The organism is Gordonia sp. NPDC003950, from assembly GCF_053605205.1.
In genome coordinates, this window is record NZ_JBSGIT010000008.1 from 177673 (window position 1) to 199666 (window position 21994).

General features: G+C 66.9%; 18 protein-coding genes. 11 read left to right on the forward strand and 7 right to left on the reverse strand.

Annotation, left to right across the window (positions count from 1 at the left end; all coding sequences use genetic code 11):
- Positions 1 to 179 precede the first annotated feature (179 nt).
- Positions 180 to 1784 carry an HNH endonuclease gene (locus ACWETB_RS09455; RefSeq protein WP_452210774.1) on the forward strand — a complete coding sequence of 535 codons (1605 nt, stop codon included), beginning with the start codon at positions 180 to 182 and terminating at the stop codon, positions 1782 to 1784.
- A 90-nt stretch (positions 1785 to 1874) separates the two neighbouring features.
- On the opposite strand, the gene ACWETB_RS09460 is transcribed toward ACWETB_RS09455, so the two are convergent.
- From ACWETB_RS09460 to ACWETB_RS09485, 6 genes are all read right to left on the reverse strand, one after another.
- The gene (locus ACWETB_RS09460; RefSeq protein ID WP_449741333.1) at positions 1875 to 2576 is read right to left on the reverse strand and encodes a DUF6319 family protein; all 702 of its coding nucleotides are present in this window, start codon (positions 2574 to 2576) and stop codon (positions 1875 to 1877) included.
- Positions 2577 to 2613: 37 nt separating this feature from the next.
- On the reverse strand, positions 2614 to 3609 hold the full coding sequence (locus ACWETB_RS09465; protein WP_452210776.1) for an NAD-dependent epimerase/dehydratase family protein: 996 nt from the start codon (positions 3607 to 3609) through the stop codon (positions 2614 to 2616).
- Positions 3606 to 4649, reverse strand: a complete 1044-nt coding sequence (locus ACWETB_RS09470; RefSeq protein ID WP_449741331.1) for a phosphotransferase — start codon at positions 4647 to 4649, stop codon at positions 3606 to 3608. The genes ACWETB_RS09465 and ACWETB_RS09470 overlap by 4 nt, the downstream gene beginning before the upstream one ends.
- Entirely contained in the window at positions 4646 to 5782 is a 1137-nt protein-coding gene (locus ACWETB_RS09475; protein WP_452210778.1) for a TIGR03857 family LLM class F420-dependent oxidoreductase, read from the reverse strand. Before ACWETB_RS09475 ends, ACWETB_RS09470 begins: the two co-directional genes overlap by 4 nt.
- The gene (fadD1, locus tag ACWETB_RS09480; RefSeq protein ID WP_452210780.1) at positions 5779 to 7368 is read right to left on the reverse strand and encodes a fatty-acid--CoA ligase FadD1; all 1590 of its coding nucleotides are present in this window, start codon (positions 7366 to 7368) and stop codon (positions 5779 to 5781) included. Before fadD1 ends, ACWETB_RS09475 begins: the two co-directional genes overlap by 4 nt.
- A gap of 141 nt (positions 7369 to 7509) precedes the next feature.
- The gene (locus ACWETB_RS09485; protein ID WP_452210782.1) at positions 7510 to 8028 is read right to left on the reverse strand and encodes a hypothetical protein; all 519 of its coding nucleotides are present in this window, start codon (positions 8026 to 8028) and stop codon (positions 7510 to 7512) included.
- Positions 8029 to 8338: 310 nt separating this feature from the next.
- On the opposite strand from ACWETB_RS09485, the gene ACWETB_RS09490 reads away from it, so the two are divergent.
- The 10 genes from ACWETB_RS09490 (at position 8339) to ACWETB_RS09535 (ending at position 20690) form a co-directional block, all read left to right on the forward strand.
- A complete protein-coding gene (locus tag ACWETB_RS09490; protein WP_452210784.1) occupies positions 8339 to 9250 on the forward strand; it encodes a PaaI family thioesterase in 912 nt (303 codons plus the stop codon).
- Between the two features lie 93 nt (positions 9251 to 9343).
- The gene (locus tag ACWETB_RS09495; protein WP_449741326.1) at positions 9344 to 10153 is read left to right on the forward strand and encodes a TIGR03084 family metal-binding protein; all 810 of its coding nucleotides are present in this window, start codon (positions 9344 to 9346) and stop codon (positions 10151 to 10153) included.
- A complete protein-coding gene (locus ACWETB_RS09500) occupies positions 10154 to 11905 on the forward strand; it encodes an acyclic terpene utilization AtuA family protein (RefSeq protein ID WP_452210786.1) in 1752 nt (583 codons plus the stop codon).
- A gap of 4 nt (positions 11906 to 11909) precedes the next feature.
- Entirely contained in the window at positions 11910 to 13070 is a 1161-nt protein-coding gene (locus tag ACWETB_RS09505) for an acyl-CoA dehydrogenase family protein (RefSeq protein ID WP_452210788.1), read from the forward strand.
- Positions 13067 to 14665 (forward strand): acyl-CoA carboxylase subunit beta, encoded by a 1599-nt coding sequence (locus tag ACWETB_RS09510; protein ID WP_452210790.1) that lies wholly within the window; start codon positions 13067 to 13069, stop codon positions 14663 to 14665. The genes ACWETB_RS09505 and ACWETB_RS09510 overlap by 4 nt, the downstream gene beginning before the upstream one ends.
- A 10-nt stretch (positions 14666 to 14675) precedes the next feature.
- Complete coding sequence (locus ACWETB_RS09515; RefSeq protein WP_452210792.1) at positions 14676 to 16685, forward strand: acetyl/propionyl/methylcrotonyl-CoA carboxylase subunit alpha; 2010 nt, start codon at positions 14676 to 14678, stop codon at positions 16683 to 16685.
- A gap of 13 nt (positions 16686 to 16698) precedes the next feature.
- Positions 16699 to 17865: an acyl-CoA dehydrogenase family protein gene (locus tag ACWETB_RS09520; RefSeq protein ID WP_452210794.1), complete on the forward strand. Its 1167-nt coding sequence runs from the start codon at positions 16699 to 16701 to the stop codon at positions 17863 to 17865.
- 20 nt (positions 17866 to 17885) lie between these two features.
- A complete protein-coding gene (locus ACWETB_RS09525; protein WP_449741320.1) occupies positions 17886 to 18683 on the forward strand; it encodes an enoyl-CoA hydratase family protein in 798 nt (265 codons plus the stop codon).
- Complete coding sequence (locus ACWETB_RS09530; protein ID WP_452210797.1) at positions 18680 to 19300, forward strand: TetR/AcrR family transcriptional regulator; 621 nt, start codon at positions 18680 to 18682, stop codon at positions 19298 to 19300. The genes ACWETB_RS09525 and ACWETB_RS09530 overlap by 4 nt, the downstream gene beginning before the upstream one ends.
- Before the next feature lie 343 nt (positions 19301 to 19643).
- Positions 19644 to 20690 carry a YdcF family protein gene (locus ACWETB_RS09535; protein ID WP_449741318.1) on the forward strand — a complete coding sequence of 349 codons (1047 nt, stop codon included), beginning with the start codon at positions 19644 to 19646 and terminating at the stop codon, positions 20688 to 20690.
- Between the two features lie 147 nt (positions 20691 to 20837).
- Here the strand turns inward: ACWETB_RS09535 and ACWETB_RS09540 are convergent, their stop codons facing one another.
- Complete coding sequence (locus ACWETB_RS09540; protein ID WP_449741317.1) at positions 20838 to 21956, reverse strand: NDMA-dependent alcohol dehydrogenase; 1119 nt, start codon at positions 21954 to 21956, stop codon at positions 20838 to 20840.
- Between the last annotated feature and the right edge of the window lie 38 nt (positions 21957 to 21994).

Below are 21994 nucleotides of genomic sequence, written 5' to 3' on the forward strand. Positions count from 1 at the left end.
TTGCGCATCGAGGCCACTTCCGTACGACGGCAGCGAAACCAGACCAGCGACAACCGAAGCCAACGCTGTGGGAACCGACAGCGTTCACCCCCACCAGATTCCGCGCGGAGCAGTTTGTCGGTGCCCCTCGATATACTTGTCACAGTTCAGTTGAAGGGATCGCAGAGGGGGTGAATATCATGGCCGACACCAGAATTCGCACGACTATCGCGCCGGAGTTGTCGATGACCGCCGACGACGCCGCCATGATCGATCACCTCCCCGCCGAGGCGGCGACCGCTCTGGCCCGATCGTTGCAACGCCAGGAACGGCAAATGATCGTCCGGAAGGTGCTGTCGGCGGCGCGGGTCGGGCATGCCGTGTACGACGAGATGCTGCTGTCGGGTCACATGACCAACGTGTACACCACCGGTGGCGTCGACAAAGCCGCCACCGGCACGGTGTCGACCGCGCTGGGTGTGTCGGTGCCGCAAGCCACGGCGTGGATGACGTTGAGTTTCTTGCTGTCGACGCTCCCGACGGTGACCGCGGCGTTCTTGGCCGGTGACCAGTCGTTGGAGCGTATCCGCATCATCGCCGACGAGATCGTCGTGCTGTCCGATGACGATGTGCGCGCGTTCGCCGAAACCCGCGCACTGCAACTCGCTGGACGTAATCAGGCGGATACGACATTGCGGGATCAGGTCGCCGAGATGGTGATCGCCCTGGATCCCGACGGTGCCGCCGACCGCCGCGAGGAAGCTGCCGCACGCGATCAGAACGTGCGGGTCCGTCGGGACACCAACGGGCATTGCAGCATCTCGGTGTACGCGCCGGGTGAGGTGGGTGCGCATCTGGCGGCGCGGATCGCACAGATGATCAGTGAGCGGATCTGCCCGCGTGATCGGCGTCGTCGGGGTCAGGTGCAGGTTGCGGCGTTCGCCGAGATCCAGGGCCTGCCGGGTGCGTACCTGACGTGTGGATGCGGGCGGGGTGTCTGCTCGCGGGCGGTGCCGTTGCCGGAGGAACCCAGTGGTCTGACCGACCTCGACATCGATGTTGATGCGGCTGATCTGTCTGACGATGTCGAAGCGGACGCCGCCGATGTGACCGTCGATCCCGGGACGATCACCGACGGCGACGCTGACTGTGACGACGCTGATTGTGCGGCAACAAATACCGTCGAGGCGCACCCCGACACCCACCCCGCCACCGATACCGTCAGTGATTCGCAGTTGTCGCTGTCGTTGATCACCGATCCGTCCGGGCAGCGGGAAGCCCGGTTGGAATACTTCGGCGTGGTGGACGAAGCGCATGCCAGAGCGTTGATCAGTTCGGGACAGTTGGTGACCGTCACCGAGTTTGCGACCCTGGACATACCCACGATCAGCACCGCCACCTCGCTGGATCGGATACCGGCGGCGTGGCGTCGTCTCGACGATCCGTTCCCCGCAACCCCGGTCGACCCGACCGGGCACGGCGGATATCTCCTCCCACCGCCGGGTGCGTTGACGTATCGGATACCGGCCTGGTTGCGGGAGAAAATCATCGAATTGGATGGCACCTGCCGGTATCCGCAGTGCGGACGCCCGGCCGGTGACTGCCAGATCGACCACCTGGTGAAATTCGTGCACCAGGATCCGATCACCGGTGGCTGGACGGTGGAATTCAACCTGATGCCGCTGTGTACCCCGGACCACCAACGCAAACACATGGGCTTGTTGATCCCCACCATGCTCGCCGATCGGGCGGTCATCTGGCGCGACCCGGTCACTGGGGAGACCATCACCACCTATCCGCGGTAGGCGGCCGGCTTCGGCCTGCTCCCGGGTGGTGGCGCTGCAACCGGTTTCCGGAATCAGGTTGCGAAAGTGGTCTCGAGCTCGCATCGAAGACTACTCTGCCGCCGGAGTCTGACCGTCGAGGTGCGCCAGAACTGCTCGTGCGGATTCGAGTTCGCGGCTGAGGTCGTCGATGCGCTGTTGTGCCGCCGCTCGCGCCGATTCGATCACGCCGTCTACGGCGGTGATCGCCGTGGGATCTCCGAGTTCGCGCATCGCTTTCGCCACTCGCTCCGCGGGCACTTCCGTTGGCCTGCCCTGCTTCTTGCTTCCGTGGGACACCGACACCGTCCAGGTCGTGTCGCTCGCCGACGTGACGGTGACGGTGACCGCTCCGGATGGGGCCTTGGGTCGCCTCGGAGCTTTCACCGAGGCGGGCTTCGGTGGAGGTGCAGGTGCCGGCACCGGCGCTGGTGTCTGCCGCCGGACCGTCTCCCGCAGGACCGGTTCGGCAATAGGCTCCGGCCGGGGCGTGGATCGTCGAGGCGTTGACGTCGCCGCGCCCGCGGTAGGTCGGGTCTTGAGCAGTTCGTCGGCGTCGAACGGCAACTGATCCTCGACACCCTTCGGGCTGATGATCACGGTGGACCCATCGATGGAGATCACGCGCGCCGATACGCCTGCCGCGAGATCCAGTGACGGCATGGGGTCTCGAAGGTAGACGGTGACCCGCTTACCCGCGGCGAGTCCCGCCGACAAGGATTCCAGGTCCTCGGTGCTCAGGCCGGTCTGTCGTCGCGATGCCATGCGCTCCATGTTCGCACATGCGTACGAATCACGTCACGCTGACCCGCTATCGCGATCGTCTCCGCTGCACCCAATACCGGGCCGCGGCGCGGACGGACTCCTCAACGGGACGCGGATGCCAATCCAGATCTCTGGTCGTGGCCGAGTGATCCATCGGTGACATGACGTGCATCAACCGCACAGTGTCGACCGAAAGCTGTTGCTGGGTATGGGTGATCCGTGAGCGGAGGTCGCCTGCGACACCGAGGGCATACATCGCCGGGCGGGGGAGTGTCGGTCGCGGGGGCGCCACACCCGCCTCGTCGGCGGCGATCGCGATGATGTCACCGAGGTCGAGGAACTCGGCGCTGACGATGTAGCGCCTGCCGATCGTGCCCTTCTGCGACGCGCGTACGAGGGCATCGGCCGCGTCGTCGACGCCGACGGTCTCCGCTCGCATCCCCCGGACACCGAACGGAAGCCTGCCGAGTGCGGCTCCGGCGACGAAGGCACCGTGCGGTGTCGGCTTGTGATCGCCCGCGCCGTAGGTGTTGGAGACGCACATCGCCATCGCGGGCACGCCACGATCCGTCGCCGCCAGCGCGACGCGCTCACCCTCGACCCGCGAGCGGACATAGGTATTGGCGTGCGACTCCCAATTGAAGGCATCGTCGGGGGTGGCGCGACGCCCGCGGACCCGACCGATCGTGCACATGCTCGACGTGTAGACGAAACGATGCAGGTCGGCCCGGGCCGCAACGTCGAGAACGGCATCCAGTACCTCGACATTGCTGTGCCACAATGACTTCGGATCACGAATCCATGCCCGGGTATCGACCGCGCAGTAGATGGCGGCCTCGGCGCCGTCGAGGGCACGGCCGACCGCATCCCCGTCGCCGAGCTCACCGACGACCCGGTCGACGTCGAGATCGTCGAGATCGCGGGTGTCGGAGGTGGGCCGCACCATCACCCGGACTTCTCGACCCGAGTCGAGAAGCCGACGGACCACGTGAGAGCCCAGAAAACCGTTGGCGCCGAACACCGTCGTCACCCCGGAACTCATGGCATGAGGTCCGGCGAGTGATCGGTGATCGCCACCGTGGCGCGACGCAGCATCGTCGCGAACATGGCGTCGCCGCGTTCGGTGGGCGTCGCCGCCCCGGCACCGAACACCACGATCAGCGGCGCCTGCAGGAGATCGGCGACGTAGTCATCCCAACACTGCTCCGCGGAGTACCCGTCGATGCCCGCGGCGAGCAGTGCCTGACGATAGGCCTCGACGATGGCGCGTTCATGGCGGCGTCGGTCGTCCACCTCGAGGCTTGAGGCCAGCAGGAAGGCGAGGTCGCGCATCGGCGAACCAGTGGTGATGGTCTGCCAGTCGATCACGGTGACCGCACCGTCGGAACCGAACAGGACGTTGTCGATCCGCATGTCGCCGTGGATCAGTGCGGTGTGCCCGCGCGCGGCGATCAGCCAGTCACCGGCGGTGGCGACGAGCCAATCGAGGACCTCGGATTCCGCGGCGTCCGGCGTGAACCGTTCGCGGAACGCGTCGGTCATCGGGGCGAGTACCGACTCCATCAACTCCCGGTCATCGGCGGTCGGCAGCGGAAAGCGTTGCAGCAGCGCGGGATCATCCCACGTCGGCGCGTGCAGACCGGCCGCGGCGACGGCGACGGACCGTGCCTGCTCCGGGGTGCAGCCGGCGATCTGGTCACCCTGAACGGCGTCGCCCATGTCCTGCAACAACAGGACGAACTCGGTGCCGTCCACCGATATGGCCGACGCGTAGCACTCGGGTAGCGGAACATGCAGCCGCGCCGCGAAATCCGAGTAGAAATCCACCTCGTTGCGGAATGCGCCGGAGGCGAACTGACGTTGCGGCAGGTCACCGGTTGCCAGCTTCGCGATCATCGTCGTCGGCACGTCACCGGCAGCCAGGTCCAGCCGCAGGCGATACGACCCGGCCATCTGCCCGGTACCCACCGCGGTGTAGGTGACGCCCCGCACGTCGGCGGGGAGACCCGCATCGACGAGCAGCGCGGTGAGGACATCCGGGGTGAGCTGATCCGGCGAGATGGGAATGATGGCGGCGCTCACGCGGGCACCACTCGTCCCGGATTCACGGGCAACGCCGCCGACGGTCGAACCCCCAGGCCCCGGTAGCTCCCGACGATCTCGGTGACCTCCGTCGGAGCCACACCATGCAGAATCACCGAGTCCACACCCAGATCAAACTGGGCGGCGACGGCCCGCGCGCACTCGTCCGCCGAGCCGGTGGCACAGTCGGCGACCCAACCGGCCGGTATCGCCGCGGCGAGTTCGTCGAGTTCCGCCGCGGTGGCCGTCGCGTCAAGGGGACCGCGTGCTGCGCTGAAGGCCGACGTGGCGCGGATCCGCTCGAGATCGTCGGTGCTCCAGCGATTGGCGGCCATCAGCACGTCGGGATAACCCTGCAGGTAGGTGGCGAGACGCCCATACAGCCGGCGTGTGCAGTCGGTCTCCTCGAGGTGATCGGGAACCGTGGCGAGGACCGACCAGATCCGCACCGACGCCGGATCGCGCCCGGCGCGCTGCGCACTGTCGCGGACACGGGCGACAGCGCTACGCGTCGTCTCGGCGTCGAGAAAGGTGTGCAGCACAACGCCATCGGCGATGCGTCCGGCGAGTTCCAGTGTCTTCGGTGACATCGTCACCACCATCACCGCCGGTGGCGGTGTGACCGAAATCCCCAGGGTGAGAAGTGGATAGGTTCCTTCCGGGCCGTCGTGCCCGATGATCATCTCGCCGTTCCACAGTCGCCGCAGGATCGAGATCATGTCCTCGATCCCGGCGCCGGTGATCACCGGCAGCCCGAGAATCTGCCACTGGGCGGTGATCCCGCGTCCGAGTCCGAGTGCGAACCGGTGATCGGAGAGTTCGGCCAACGTGGCACCCATCGTCGCGGTGACGATCGGATGGCGCGTGGTGTGATTGGTGGCGGCGGTGGCGATGCCCAATCGGGTGGTGGCGGCGGCAAGCGCGCCGGACAGTACGGCGGCGTCCTTGACGTTGAAGCGTTCGGAGACGAATGCTGTTCCGAGGCCGATGGTTTCGGCGTGACGTGCCTCATCGACCAGCTCCGACGGATGGACCGGATGCCGCGACAGCGCGTAATAGCCGAGTTCGGTCAGAGTGTCCGGAACCGCCGTGGATGTCGGGGACGCCGTGATTGTGGTGGACGCCGGCGTCACGCCGGGACCTGCGTGGCGATGCGGTAGGTCCGGGTGCGGGGCTCCCGGACCCACAGCACGCCGTCGCCCGCGGTGGCGCCCTCGGCCTTGAGGGTCCGCTTGACGATCTTGTTGGTGGCGGTGGTCGGTAGGGACTCGGCGATCCGCACGAAACCGGGCCACGCCTTGGGGGAGAGGTCGGGTTGATCGGCGAGCGCGGCGGTGAACTCGTCGGGGGAGAGCGCCGCGTCGTCGTCGAGGACGATCGCGGCCATCACCGCGTCGCCCACCTGATCGTCGGGAACCGGATAGACGGCCACCTGATTGACGCCCGGAATGCGTTGCAGGATACGTTCGATGGGCCCGGCGGTCATGTTCTCGCCGTCCACCCGCATCCAGTCCCCGGAGCGTCCGGCGAGGTAGATCCAGCCGTCGGCGTCGCGGTAGGCGAGATCGCCCGACCAGTACATGCCCTCGCGCAGCCGGTCGGCCGTGGTGGCCTCGTCGTTGTAATAGCCGCTGAAAAGCCCCGCGCCGGAGGTGTTCACGAGTTCGCCGACGGCCTCGTCGGCATTGGTCAGGGCGCCGTTCTCGTCGAACTCGGCGACGGCGCATTCGGTGACGGTGGCCGGGTGGTACACGGCCACACCGGGAAAGCCCTTCCCGATCGAGCCGGTCGGGGTGCCGGGCTCGCGGGTGACGATGATCGCCAGTTCGCTGGATCCGTAGCCGTCCCACACTTTGCAGTCGAAGCGTCGCGCGAAGTCGTCGATGTCGTGGTCGGTGGCCTCGTTGCCGAAGGCGGCACGCAGCGGGTTGTCGGCGTCGTCGGGCTGTTCCGGCGTCGCGAGGATGTAGGCGAGGGGTTTGCCGACGTAGTTCATGTACGTCGCGCCGTGCCGACGGATGTCGTCGAGGAAGGTCGACGCGGAGAATCGGGCGGGCACGATGGATGCGCCGCTCGCCGCGGCGACGCAATAGCCGCCCAGCAGCGCCGCGGAATGGAACAACGGCATCGACAGGTAGCAGACGTCGTCGGCGGTGATCCCGAACTTCTCCACCAGTGGCGGTCCGGCGAACGGAATCAGCATGTGCGCAAGCCGAACCGGCTTGGGATTGCCGCTGGTGCCGGAGGTGAAGATCAACATGAAGGGGTCCATCGGCCCCGGCTCGGAATGCGGAACCAGCTCGCCGGCGTCGGCGAGCAGCGATGTCCACTCGGGGCTGGACGTCTCGAACACCGTCACCCCGGGAAGCTCGAGGCCGTCGAGGAGCCCGCGGTGTTCGGCGTCGGTGAGCAGGATCTGACAATCGGCGCGGAGGATGTCGCCGGCCAGTGCCTCGCCGCGGCGGGTGTTGTTGATGCCGGCGGTCACGTACCCGCCGAGCGCGCCCGCAGCGATGGCGGTGAGCATGGTCGGGGTATTCCCGAGCAGCGTGCCGATGTGCATGGGCCGCTGCGGGTCGGCGGCGGCGAGGACGACCGACGCCATCTGGCGTGCGTCATCGAGATGCTCGCGCCAGGTCCGTTTGCTGCCCTGGTAGGTGATCGCGACGTGATCGTCGTCGGCGCGTTCGAGGAGGAGCTGGGTCACGGTGTCGGCCATGACCCAAATCTAGAACCTGTTCCAGAATTGCGTATACAGATTTCTGAAATTGTCTACTCTGCTCGATGGCGGCACAGACGACGATCGCCGACGGCCCCGGGTGGGGAGTCCATCGGCGATCGTGTGGTGTGAAGGAGAAACTCAGCGGTGCAGCGTCGCGGTGCCCGGCGTGAGGGTGAACGTATCGCCGCCCTTGCCGAGCACGGTGACCGTCAATTTCAGTGTGCCGGAACCGGTTTCCAGCGCCGGGCTCAGAGCGGGCTTGCCGTCCTGGCAGGCCGCGAAGGTCGTGTCGGCGGTCCGGTGAGTCGATGTGTTGGTCCAGGTGACCGCGACCATCGCATCACTCAGCGTGGTGGCGCAGGCGTCCTTGGGCATCGGCTCGAGCCAGATGACCGTGGCGTCGTCGGCGACCGCCGCGGCGGCCAGTGGCGCGACGAAACCGCCGGCGATCATCGCTCCCGAACGGCTCAGTCCGACGGTCGGGGTCTGCTGCGAAGCGTCGAGCGTCTTGGCGGCGGGGGTGGTCCGGGTGGTCTCCGGCGCGGTGGTCTCCGGCGCGGCGAATGCGACGCCCGCTGCCAGTGGTGTGGCCAGTGCTCCCGCGGCCAGTCCGGCGGCGAGCATCATGCGTCGACCCGCGATTCGTTTCTGCAACATTGGTAACATCAGCCCCTTCCGTCTCACGACGCTAGCAGCCGGAGGTGCCCCGGTTCAACGTGGAGACGCTGTTCGTTATCGACGCGAAGCATGCGTCGGGGGTAAAGCTACCGCGCCCGAACGGGGTGCTCACCCGGTCGCGACCTGAATCACACAGTCGCGACCCGAATCACACAGTCGCGACCTGAATCACACATGGGCGTGCGTGGTGCTGCCCGCCCCGGCGGTCGGTGATAGGACTGCACAGGTGAGTGACGTGGTGGCGCGGACGGTGACAACAGAGGATTCGGCCAGGGCAGGGGAGCGGACCATGACAGGCGACAACACGGCCGGACGGAATCCAATGTCGGTGTTCCATATCGGTAACCTGACGGTCTCGGGAACCGCGGCCCGTGCGCAGCAGCAGCTGTGTGCGCAGTTCGTCGACCATCGTGGCCGCATCGACATGCCGGCCTACGGTGTGCTGTTCGACGATGTCGGCGGCATTCCGTTTCATCTCGCCGGCAAGGAGTCGGGGGCGTTGTCGATGCAGGCACGGCTGACCATGTCGGCTATGGGGTACGTGGCCCCCGACGACCGGCTAACCGCCGCGGCCGACGTCGAGATGTCCGACGAGCACACCGGCGTGACACCGGTGCGGATCACCACCGGCACCGGGCATCTGTGCTGCGTCGGGACCGCGCGCAACATGCGCGTCGGACGTGCCACCGCCGACGGGACCGAAGAGTCGCAGGCGGCAGTGGAGCTGCCCGACTGCGCCGACACCCACGGTGTGCGGCTCCCCGAACCGATACCCGCGGCCCTCGAGGGACGTGACGTGGTGGCGCAGATCGCGGCGCGGGTGCGGGAGGCGGGCCCCCTCGCCGACCTTCTCAACGGGCGCATCGAGATCCCCGATGCGTCGGCCGGGTTGCGGTTCGTCGTCGACACCGAACCGTGGATGGGCAACGTCTTCGGAACGATGCACGGCGGGGTGATCGCCACGATCGTCGGCCAGGCGTTCTCCTTCGCCGGCCAGGCCCATGCGGGCGCGGGACGCGACTACCACCTGGCCGACATGTCGCTCGGCTTCTTCCGGTCGCCCGCGGTGCACAGCACCCAGGTGATCGTCGACGTCGAGCAGGTCAAGGTGGGGCGTCGCATCGCGTCCTTCTCGGCGCGGATGATCGGCCACGACGGGACGCTGCTCAGCGAGGGCGTGGCCGACGTGCACTATCGCTGACGCCGCCCTGTCCGGGCCATGACCGGCAGGCGTTCGGAACAAAAACAATCATGCGTGCTTGATTCTTTTGATCGATTGTGTGACGCTGATCGCATGTCGATCGTGCACCAGGTCGTCGCCGACCTCGCCGCCACATCCGCCGAACTCGACGACCTCGTCGCCGGCCTCGCCGACGAACAGTGGGTCACACCCACACCTGCCGCCGGGTGGACCATCGCCCATCAGATCGCGCACCTCGCGTGGACCGACGAGGTGGCGGCGATCGCGGCCACCGATCCCGAGCGATTCGCCGAGATCACCAGGGAGGCGATGACCGATCCGTCCGGGTTCGTCGACGCCGCCGCGGAGGCGGGAGCGGGGCAACCACCGCGGCAACTCCTCGATCACTGGCGGGCGGTGCGGGCATCCCTGGAACGCGCACTCCTCGACGTCCCCGATGGCGCCAAGATCCCGTGGTTCGGCCCGCCGATGTCCGCGTCGTCGATGGCCACCGCCCGACTGATGGAGACGTGGGCGCACGGCCTCGACGTCGCCGACGCGCTCGGCGTGCGCCTGCCGGTCACCGACCGCATCAAGGCGGTCGTCCACATCGGGGTCCGCACAAGGGATTTCGCGTACGCCGTCAACGGGAAGACGCCGCCGGGCGCACCGTTTCGCTTCGAGATCACCGCACCGTCGGGCCAGGTGTGGACGTGGGGACCCGCCGACGCCACCGACGTGGTGGCCGGTCCGGCACTCGACTTCTGCGAACTGGTCACCCAGCGGCGCGCACTCGCCGACCTCGACCTGCAGATCGTCGGTGACGATGCGCGTGAATGGGCAACGATCGCACAATGTTTCGCCGGTCCCCCGGGCTCGGGGCGAGCGCCGAGCGGAACCGAGCACGCCGGGAAGGACAGCTAGATGACCGCCACAGTGGTGCGGATCGGCAATGCGTCGGGGTTCTACGGGGATCGCTTCGCGGCGATGCGGGAGATGCTCGAGGGGGGTGAACTGGACTACCTCACCGGCGACTACCTCGCCGAACTCACCATGCTGATCCTGGGCAAGGACCGCCTGAAGGACCCGACGACCGGATACGCCAAGACGTTCCTGCGGCAGATGGAGGAGTGCCTCGGACTCGCCGTCGACAAGGGCGTGCGCATCGTCGCCAACGCCGGCGGGCTGAATCCGCACGGACTGGCGGTGGCATTGCGTGAACTCGCCGAGCGGGTGGGCGTCGATGTCGGTGTGGCATTTGTCGACGGTGACGATCTACTCGACCGCGCCGACGAACTCGGGCTCGGAAAACCGTTGACCGCCAACGCCTATCTCGGTGCCTTCGGTATCAAGGCCGCGCTCGACTCCGGTGCCGGCATCGTCGTCACCGGACGCGTCACCGACGCCTCCCTCACCGTCGGGCCCGCCGCGAGCGCGTTCGACTGGAACTACGACGACCTCGATGCGCTGGCCGGCGCGGTGGTCGCCGGTCACGTCGTCGAATGCGGTACCCAGGCCACCGGCGGCAACTATGCCTTCTTCACCGAACTCGACCTGACGAGCACGCCCGCCGCCGGGCATCTCGGATTCCCGATCGCCGAGATCGCCGCCGACGGATCATCGGTGATCACCAAACACGCCGGAACCGGCGGGGCGGTGACCGTGGGAACCGTGACCGCGCAACTGCTCTACGAGGTCGGGGGCCCCCGATACCTCGGACCCGATGTGACCACCCGCCTCGACACCATCGCCCTGGCGTCGGACGGACCGGATCGCGTGTCGATCAGCGGAGTGAAGGGTGAAGCGCCGCCGGAGACCACCAAGGTGTCACTGAATCACCTTGCCGGAGTGCGCAATGAGATCACCATGATCCTCACCGGACTCGACATCGAGAAGAAGGCCGAACTGTTCCGGTCACAGTTCCGCGCCGCACTGCCGAGCGAACCCGAACAACTCACCTGGGAACTGTCCCGGCTCGACCGCCCCGACGCGACCACCGAAGAGCAGGCCTCGGCACTGCTGCGGTGCGTGGCCCGCGACCCCGACGGCACCAAGGTCGGCCGCGCATTCTCTTCCACCGCAGTCGAACTGGCCCTGGCCAGCTACCCCGGCTTCAGCATGACCGCACCCCCCGGACCGGGATCGCCCTACGGGGTCTTCGAACCCGGGTACGTCGACGCCGCGGCCGTCGAGCACCGCGTCGCGTTCGCCGACGGCGTGGTCGAACGCATCGAACCGTCGCCCCTGCGGGCAGCGGTGCCCGCCGACGAGGTCGACCATCGCGCCGCGGGCGGTGCGGCCGCCGATCCCGAACCCACCGCCGTGCTGCCGCTGGGCACCATCGCCGGTGCCCGCAGCGGAGACAAGGGCGGAAGCGCCAATATCGGTGTGTGGGTGCGTGATCCGAACCACTTCCAGTGGCTCGACGCCACCCTGGACACCAACCTGCTGACCGAACTGCTGCCGGAGATCGACGGATTGACGGTCCGTCGCTACCGGCTGCCCAACCTGCTTGCGGTCAACTTCGTCATCGAGGGAGTGCTCGGACGCGGCGTCGCCGACAACGTCCGCTTCGACCCGCAGGCCAAGGGCATGGGGGAGTGGTTGCGCTCGCGGCCGGTACCCATCCCGCTGCGTTTCATCGAGAAAGTCACCGTCGCCGACGACAAGGACTGAGCCCGTGCCCATCACCAGTCCCATCTGGGACAGCCCCGAACGACTAGCCCTCCGCGAGACCGTACGCGGTTTCGTGAACCGACACATCCTGCCGCACGCGGCGGACTGGGAACGCGACGGGGAGATCCCGCGCGCTGTCCACCGGGAGGCCGCCAAACTCGGTCTCTTCGGACTCGGCATCCCCGAGGAGATCGGTGGATCGGGTGGCGACCTCGTCGACGCGTCGATCCTCGGCGAGGAACTGCATTACGCCGGCGCCCCCGGTGGGGTGTTCGCGTCACTGTTCACCCACGGCATCGCGCTACCGCACCTGATCGCCGCCGGCGACCCCGCACAGATCGACCGCTGGGTACGTCCCACCCTGGCCGGCGAGATGATCGGCAGCCTGGCCATCACCGAACCCGGCGGCGGTAGCGACGTCGGGCACCTGACCACGCGCGCCGACCGCGACGGGGACGAATTCGTCGTCAACGGCGCCAAGACCTACATCACCTCCGCGGTGCGCGCCGACTTCGTGGTGACCGCGGTGCGCACCGGCGGACCGGGTGCCTCCGGCGTGTCCCTGCTGGTAATCGAGAAGGGCACACCGGGTTTCACCGTCACCCGCAAACTCGACAAGATGGGATGGCGCAGTTCCGACACCGCCGAACTGTCCTTCGTCGACGTCCGGGTACCCGTCGCGAACCTCGTCGGCCGGGAGAACTCCGGATTCGCCCAGATCGCGGCGGCCTTCGTGACCGAACGGTCATCGCTCGCGGTCCAGGCGTACGCCAGTGCCCAGCGGTGCCTGGACCTCACGCTGGAGTGGGCGCGGCAGCGCGAGACCTTCGGCAAACCGCTCATCGCACGACAGTCGGTGCAGGACACGCTCACCGAGATGGCCCGGCGCATCGACCTCGCCCGCACCTACACCCGCGCGGTGGTCGAACGGAAGATCACCTCCGACGACGACCTCATCGCCGAAGTGTGCTTCGCCAAGAATACCGCGGTGGAAACCGGAGAATGGGTGGCCGACAAGGCCGTTCAACTCTTCGGTGGTCTCGGCTACATGACCGGCACCGAAGTGGAACGTCAGTACCGCGACATGCGCATCATCGGCATCGGCGGGGGAACCACCGAGATCCTCACCGGTCTCGCGGCAAAACGATTGGGGTATCAGCAGTGACGGCAATCCGCTCCACCCTCGACGCGAACGACGAGCAGTTCGTGGGCAACCGCGAGGTGATGCTCGCCAAACTCGACGAACTGAACACCGAACTCGACAAGGCACTCGCCGGCGGTGGCGAGAAGTACGTAGCGCGGCACCGTAAGCGCGGCAAGATGACCGCCCGGGAGCGGATCGAACTGCTCGTCGACGAGGACTCCGCCTTTCTCGAACTGTGTCCGCTGGCCGCCTATGGTTCCGACTTTACCGTCGGGGCGTCGGTGGTGACGGGCATCGGGGTGGTCGAGGGTGTCGAATGCGTGATCGTCGCCAACGATCCCACCGTCAAAGGTGGCACCTCCAATCCCTGGACCCTCCGGAAGATCCTGCGCACCAACGACATCGCTTTGGCGAATCGGTTGCCGGTGATCTCGCTGGTGGAGTCCGGTGGTGCCGACCTGCCGAGTCAGAAGGAGGTCTTCATCCCGGGTGGGCGGATGTTCCGGGATCTGACGCGATTGTCCGCGGCCGGCATCCCGACCATCGCGCTGGTGTTCGGCAACTCCACCGCCGGCGGCGCCTACGTCCCGGGGATGAGCGATCACGTCGTCATGATCGAGGGCGCCTCCAAGGTGTTCCTCGGTGGACCGCCGCTGGTGAAGATGGCCACCGGTGAGGAGAGCGACGACGAATCCCTCGGCGGCGCACAACTGCACGCCCGCCAGTCGGGACTGGCCGACTACTACGCCGCCGACGAGCAGGATGCGGTGCGCATCGGCAGGCGGATCGTCGCGCGCCTCAACTGGCGCAAGCGGGGGCCGGCGCCGTCGGTCGACGTCGTCGAACCCCGCTACGACACCGAAGAACTGCTCGGCATCGTGCCCGGCGACCTGAAGATCCCGTTCGATCCGCGGGAGGTCATCGCCCGCATCGTCGACGGCAGTGACTTCGACGAGTTCAAACCCGAGTACGGCAATTCGCTGTGCACCGGGTGGGCGAACATCCACGGCTATCCGGTGGGCATCCTGGCCAATGCCCAGGGTGTGCTGTTCAGCGCCGAGGCCCAGAAGGCGGCGCAGTTCATCCAACTCGCCAACCGCTCGGATACGCCACTGCTGTTCCTGCACAACACCACCGGCTACATGGTCGGCAAGGAATACGAACGCGGTGGGATCATCAAGCACGGTTCGATGATGATCAATGCCGTCTCGAATTCGACCGTGCCGCACATCTCGGTGCTGATGGGTGCAAGTTACGGGGCCGGTCACTACGGGATGTGCGGGCGGGCCTACGACCCGCGATTCCTGTTCGCCTGGCCCAGTGCGAAATCCGCGGTGATGGGTGCGGCGCAACTCGCGGGCGTCATCTCCATCGTGTCGCGCGCGGCCACCGAGGCGCGCGGCGGAGTTGTCGACGAGGCCGCCGACGCCGCCATGCGGCAGATGATCGAAGGACAGATCGAAGCCGAGTCGGTACCGGCTTTCCTGTCCGGGATGCTCTACGACGACGGGGTGATCGATCCCCGGGACACCCGCACGATCCTGGGTCTGACCCTGTCGGCGATCCACAGTGCGCCGGTCGAGGGGACGTCGAACTTCGGCGTCTTCCGGATGTGAGGGGAACACCGTGACCAACCTGATCACCAGAGTCCTCGTCGCCAACCGCGGCGAGATCGCCGCCCGGGTCTTCGCGACCTGCCGCCGGATGGGAATCGGCACCGTCGCAGTGTATTCCGACCCCGACGCCGGATCGCCACATGTGTCCGCCGCCGACGTCGCGGTACGTCTGCCCGGTTCGACGTCCGCCGACACCTACCTGCGGGGCGAACAGATCATCGCCGCCGCGCAGTCCGCGGGCGCCGATGCGATTCACCCCGGATACGGATTCCTGTCCGAGAACGCCGAATTCGCGCAGGCCGTGATCGACGCCGGACTGACCTGGGTCGGTCCGCCGCCGGCGGCGATCACCGCGATGGGCTCCAAGGTCAACGCCAAGAAGCTGATGGCCGACGCGGACGTACCGGTGCTGGGCGACATCGACCCGGCCGCGGTGACCGACGCCGATCTGCCATTGCTGATCAAGGCGTCGGCCGGTGGTGGCGGCCGCGGTATGCGGATCGTGCGCGACCTCGCCGAACTCACCGACCAGGTGGATGCGGCCCGCCGGGAGGCCCAGGCGGCGTTCGGCGACCCGACGGTGTTCTGCGAACCGTATGTGGAGCGTGGGCATCACATCGAGGTGCAGGTGATGGCGGATGTGCACGGAGCGATCTGGGCCGTCGGCGAACGCGAATGTTCCATCCAGCGTCGACACCAGAAGGTCGTCGAGGAGGCGCCCGCGCCCCTGGTGGAACGCACCGGTCAGCAGATGCGTGAAAAACTCTACGCCGCAGCGCGATCGGCGGTCGAGGCAATCGGCTACACCGGCGCCGGAACGGTGGAGTTCCTGGCCGACGAGAGCGGGCGATTCTACTTCCTGGAAACGAATACCCGTCTCCAGGTGGAGCATCCGGTGACCGAACTGACCACCGGCACCGACCTCGTCGAATGGCAGTTGCGGGTGGCGATGGGCGAGCACCTCGACGTGTCGGCACCGACGACGAACGGCGCGGCCATCGAGGTCCGGCTCTACGCCGAGGACCCGGCCGCCGACTGGCAACCGCAGTCGGGCACCGTCCACGCCATCGACATCCCCGCGGCAACACATTTCGACGGTCTGAGCCGGCCCGGGGTGCGTGTCGACTCGTCGATCGCCGACGGTTCGGAGATCTCCACGTTCTACGATCCGATGCTGGCCAAGGTCATCTCGTGGGCACCCACGCGGGACCGGGCGGCAGCCATGCTGGCGCAGGCCTTGGCGGATGCAACCCTGCACGGTCCGGTCACCAACCGGGGCATGTTGGTGAACATTCTGCGGGAGAAGACCTTCCGCGCGGGGGAGACCGACACCGGATACCTCGACGAGGTCGGACTGGACACCCTTGCGGCGCCGCTCGCCGACGGCGAGGCGATCACCCTCGCGGGCATCGCCGCGGCGCTGTCGGATGCGGCGGTCAACCGGTCGCGTGCGCGGGTGCAGTCGACCCTGGCGCCGGGTTGGCGGAACATGGCGTCGGCTGCGCAGTCCAAGGGCTATCTGCTGCCCGATGACACCGAGGTGACGGTGCGTTACCGGCACACCCGCGACGGTATCGGTCTGCCAGATTCGCCGGAGCTGTCGGTCATCTCGGCTTCCGACGGCGAGGTGGTCGTGGTCGGCGCCGACGGGGTACGCCGACGCCTACGGGTCGCACGGTACGGCGGCGACGACATCTACGTGGACGGCCCGGGCTGGTCGTTGCATCTGCGTCGCAAGCCACGTTTCGTCGATCCGACCGCCGTCGCCCGACCGGGGTCGCTGCTGGCGCCGATGCCGGGGGCGGTGATCCGGGTGGCCGTCGCCGAAGGCGACCGGGTAACCGCGGGGCAGCCGCTGATCTGGTTGGAGGCGATGAAGATGGAACACACCATCTCGACGCCCGCCGACGGCATCGTCACCACGCTCGCCGTCGAGGCCGGCCGGCAGCTGGCGGTCGGCGACGTCCTGGCCGTCATCAGTGATCCCGATTCCGACACATCCGACGCACGACCCGAGTGAGACAGGACATCCCATGACCGAGAATCCTTTTGTCGAGACACCCGAACGGGCCGAACTGCGTGCCGCGGTCGCCGGTCTGGCGGCCAAGTATGGGCAGGATTACTTCCGCGAATGCGCCCGCGAGGGCCGCAAGACCGACGAATTGTGGGAGGAGGCAGGAAAACTCGGCTTCATCGGGGTGAACCTGCCCGAGGAGTTCGGTGGCGGTGGCGCCGGCATGTACGAACTGTCCATCGTGATGGAGGAACTCGCCGCCGCCGGGACGAGCCTGCTGATGTTGGTGGTGTCGCCGGCGATTTGCGGAAACGTGATCGCCCGGTTCGGCACCGACGATCAGAAGCAGCGGTGGCTGCCCGGCCTGGCCGACGGGTCGATCACCATGGCGTTCGGGATCACCGAGCCCGACGCGGGTTCGAACTCGCACAACATCACCACCACCGCCAAGCGTGACGGTGACGAGTGGGTGCTCAATGGTCGCAAGATCTACATCTCCGGGGTCGACCAGGCGCAGGCGGTACTGATCGTGGCCCGCACCGAGGATGCGAAGACGGGGCGGCTCAAGCCGACGTTGTTCATCGTGCCCACCGACACACCGAATTTCGAGTACCGCCAGATCGAGATGGAACTGCAGAACCCGGAGAAGCAGTTCCTGCTGTTCTTCGACGACGTCCGGCTACCGGCCGATGCGTTGGTGGGTTTGGAGGATGCGGCGATCAGTCAACTGTTCGCCGGCCTCAACCCGGAGCGCATCATGGGTGCGGCGTCGGCGATCGGGATGGGCCGGTTCGCGCTGTCGCGGGCCGTCGAGTACGTCAACGACCGCACGGTCTGGAAGACGCCGATCGGCGCACATCAGGCGATCGCGCATCCGTTGGCGCAGGGCAAGATCGAACTCGAGATGGCCAAGCTGATGATGCAGAAGGCCGCCACACTGTATGACGCCGGCGATGATTGGGGTGCAGCCGAGCCGGCGAATATGGCGAAGTACGCCGCTGCGGAGGCGTGCGTCAAGATCGTCGATCAGGCCGTTCACTCACTCGGCGGCAACGGGTTGACGTCCGAGTACGGTTTGGCGCCGATGCTGTCCCTGGCGCGGATCGCGCGGATCGCGCCGGTCAGTCGTGAGATGATTCTGAATTTCGTGGCTCAGACGAGTCTCGGGTTGCCCAAGTCGTACTGAGACGAGAGGTGGGGTGCATCATGGCCGACGGAACCGTTGAGGTTGTCCATTCGTCGACCGTCGACGGCATCACGACGTTGACGCTGGATTCACCGAAGAACCGGAATGCGTTGAGCACGAGCCTGGTGACGCAGTTGCTCGACGGGTTGGTCTCTGCAGCAGACGATCCCGAGGTGCGGGCAGTGGTGCTGACACATTCGGGTAACACGTTCTGTGCGGGGGCCGACCTGAGCGAGGCGTTGGCTCGTGGTGCGAGCGTCGAGGAGGCATCGGCGGCCGGGACGGAGGCGATGCTCGGACTCATTCGCTCGATCCTCGAATCGCCGAAGCCGGTGATCGCGCGGATCGACGGTCATGTTCGGGCAGGCGGACTCGGTCTGATCGGCGCATGCGACATGGTGTTCGCCGGTCCCGCATGCACGTTCGCGCTCACCGAGGCGCGGCTGGGATTGGCGCCGTCGGTGATCTCGTTGGTCTTGTTGCCCAAGATGTCCGCACGATCGTCGGGGCGGTACTACCTGACCGGTGAGACGTTCGACGCCGAGACCGCCGAACGGGTCGGGCTGGTGACGCAATCCGCTGGTGGTGTCGCAGATCTCGACGATTGCCTGGCGAGCGCGTTGACTGGAATCCGGAAGGCGTCGCCGCAGGGTTTGGCGGCCTCGAAGGCTCTCACCACGACGGCGGTCCTCGCAGCATTCGAGACGTATGGCCGTCGGCGTGCCGAGGAATCGGCAGCGTTGTTCGGTAGCGATGAGGCTCGGGAGGGGATGACGGCGTTCCTGTCGAAGCGTCGGCCGTCGTGGGATCTGGCATGACCACCGCACGACCGAGTGCCCCGCGCGAGCCGCAGCAGGAGCGATCCCGACTGACGCGAGAACGGTTGCTGCGGGCGACAATCGACACCTTGGCACGCGACGGTTGGGCCGCGGCGACGGTGTCCATCGTGGCGGAGCGGGCCGGTGTGTCGCGTGGGGCGGCGCAGCATCACTTCCCGACGCGGGAAGCCCTGATCACGGCCGCGCTCGAGCAGGTCTTCGAGGACATGACGGCGTCTGCGTCGACGGTGCAGGATGAGATGCCCGACGGTGACGATCGGGTGGCCGCAGCGATCGACCGGGCCGTCGCCCTCTACACGGGGGTGACGTTCAAGGCGGCACTGCAGGTGTGGGCGGCCGCAGCATCCGATCCCGCACTGCGCGAACTGATCTTGCCGCTCGAGGCGAAGTTCGCCCGCGCCGCACATCAGGTGACGGTGGCGATGCTCGATCCGTCGGGCGCGAACCCGAAGGTTCACCGGATCGCGCAGATCACCCTCGACCTCGCGCGTGGACTCGGCCTGGCCGACACACTGTCCGACGATTCGCACCGACGAGAACAGGTGGTGGCGTCGTGGACGGAGATGGTGTCGGACGCGCTGCGTACCGATCTCTGACGAGACGGCCGTCGAACGTGACGACACCGGGTGTCGGCGTTGATGTTTCACTGTGGAGGTTCCAGGGAAAACTCCCGCTGGTCGAGCAGCCCGACAAGCTCGGCCCCGGCGGACTCGGACTTCGCTGGCGCTCCGTCCGGCTCGACCGGCGTGATGGGCCGACTCGACCGTAATCCCTGCGCTGTCAACGAGATGGAGGGCGTTGTCAACGGGATGGAGCGCTGTCGGTGAAATGCGGAGCGCTGTTACAGAGCGCGAGGTGCTGTCGGCGGCCCCGGGCGCGGTGGGCCGAGCGCGTTCGGGAAGAAGTGGGTGCCGGCACAGTGCTGGCACACTGGTCGACGTGGATGTCCTTGCGGTGGTGTGTGTTCTCTTGCTGGTGATCGGCGGCTATCTCGCGTGGCGCGAACCCCGTCGACTGCTGCCCGCGGTGTTTCTGGCCACTGCCGTTTCGGTTCTGGTGGCGGATGTGAGTCTCGCACTGGTATCGGGAACCTCGCAATTGACTGCTGCGTGGCTTCTGCTCGGCGCCGGGATGGTGGCGCTGCTTGCTGTCGCCACACTCGGCGTTGCGTTGATCATCAACGGAATCAAGCTGATCGGCCGGGAGGGCTTCGGCGTGACGATGTCGCTGTCGGCTGCCCTGGGGACTGTTCTGGTCGTGTACGCGGTTTCGGTTGTCGTCGGCGTCGTCGTCGGATGGAGCGACTCCTCCGCGAGCAACACGATTCTGCTGATCCTGCTGGCCCTGGCCTTACCGGCCGGCTACCTCGGCTTCGTGTTCGCCATCGTCGTCGGCTGGTCATATGCCTACGTACGGTGGGGTGCGATCCGTGCGCGGCGGGAGCCGGTTGACGCCATCGTGGTCCTGGGTGCCGGACTGAAGAACGGCACCACCGTCGGACCACTGTTGGGCGCGCGACTGGACCGCGCGCTCGAGGTGGCGCGGCGCTCACGCGAGTTCGGCGCCGACCCCGTTATCGTCAGTTCCGGTGGACGTGGCTCGGATGAGGCGCGCTCCGAGGCGTCGGCGATGACTGAGTACCTGGCCCGGCGGGGCATGCCCACCGACAGGCTGCTGAGCGAGGACCGTTCGACCGATACTGCTGAGAATCTGCGCTTCTCGGCACAGATGCTGGCCGACAAAAACATCCGGGGAACCGCTGCGGTGGTGACGAATGACTACCACGTATTCCGTGCGGCAACCATGATGAGAGAGGCCGGTATACGTGGCTTCGGCACCGGTGCACCGACGGCACCCTACTTCATGCCGAATGCCGAGATCCGCGAGTACGTTGCGATCCTGCGTGATCACCGGTGGGTGACCGCGGGCGCCCTGGTGCTCCTCTCGATGCCGTTGGTGCTCGTGCTCGTTGGGCTGATCGCCTGAACGGAAACTTGAGCGCTGTCAACGGAAACTTGAGCGCTGTCAACGAGCAACCGGGCGCTGTCACTGTGCGCATGGAACGGCCCGGGAACGACGGCGGGGCGGCGCGTCGTACCCGGGCCGGGTCTGGAACCGATCAGCGGCTGCCGATCAGCTGTCGTGGATGATTACGCCGCGAATGTTCTTGCCGTCGCGGAGATCCTGGTAACCGTCGTTGACCTGGTCGAGCGTGTAGGTCTGGGTGATCAGTTCATCGAGCTTGAGCTGTCCGGCGTCGTAGAGGCGCAGCAGTTTGACGATGTCGTACTGCGGGTTGGCCGAGCCGAACAGCGATCCCTTGATGGTCTTCTGGTTCAGCGTGAGATCGGTTCCCGAGACATGCACGGTGAGCTTGGTCGGGTCGGCGAGACCGGTGATGACGACGGTGCCGCCCTTCCCGACCACCGCGGTTGCGCTCTGCACCACCTGCTCGTCGACGGTGCCGACGAGAATCAAGGCCTGATCGGCACCCTGACCCCAGGTGAGCTCGTTCACCTTGGCGGCGGCCTCGTCGGCATCGGCGAAGGCGTGGGTGGCGCCGAACTTGATCGCGGTATCCCGCTTGAGGGCAATCGGATCGACGACCACGACGTACTTGGCGCCGGCCGATACCGCGCCCTGCACGGCGTTGATGCCCAGGCCGCCGATGCCGTAGATCACCACGGTGTCACCGGCGCGCACACCGCCGGCGTAGACCGAGGTGCCCCATCCGGACGGCACACCGCAACCGACCAGCACTGCCTTGTCCAACGGCAGCCAGTCGTCGACCTTCACCACCGAATGCTGGCTGATGGTGGCCCGCTCGGAGAATGTGCCGAGCATGCACATCGCGCCGAAATCGTCGCCACCGGAATGGAATCGGAACGAGCCGTCGGGCATCGAGCCTTCCAGGATGGTGGCGCCCATGTCGCAGAGGTTCTGGCGGCCGGTCGAGCAGTATCGGCAGGTGCCGCAGTTCGGGATGAAGCTGCAGACGACGTGATCACCGACCTTGACCTTGGTGACGCCGGGCCCGATGGCCTCGATGATGCCGGAACCCTCATGTCCGCCGACGATGGGATAGCGCGGCGGGAGGTCACCGTCGGTGAGGTGCAGGTCGGAATGGCAGAGACCGGCCGCGGTGTACTTGATCAGGACCTCGCCTTCGCGGGGCTCGTCGAGATCGAGTTCGACGAGTTCGAACGGCTTGCCGGGTCCGGTGAGGACGGCGGCCTTGGTGGTGAGCGTCATGGATGACTCCTTCGGTGCAGAGTGATATCGAAAAGAAC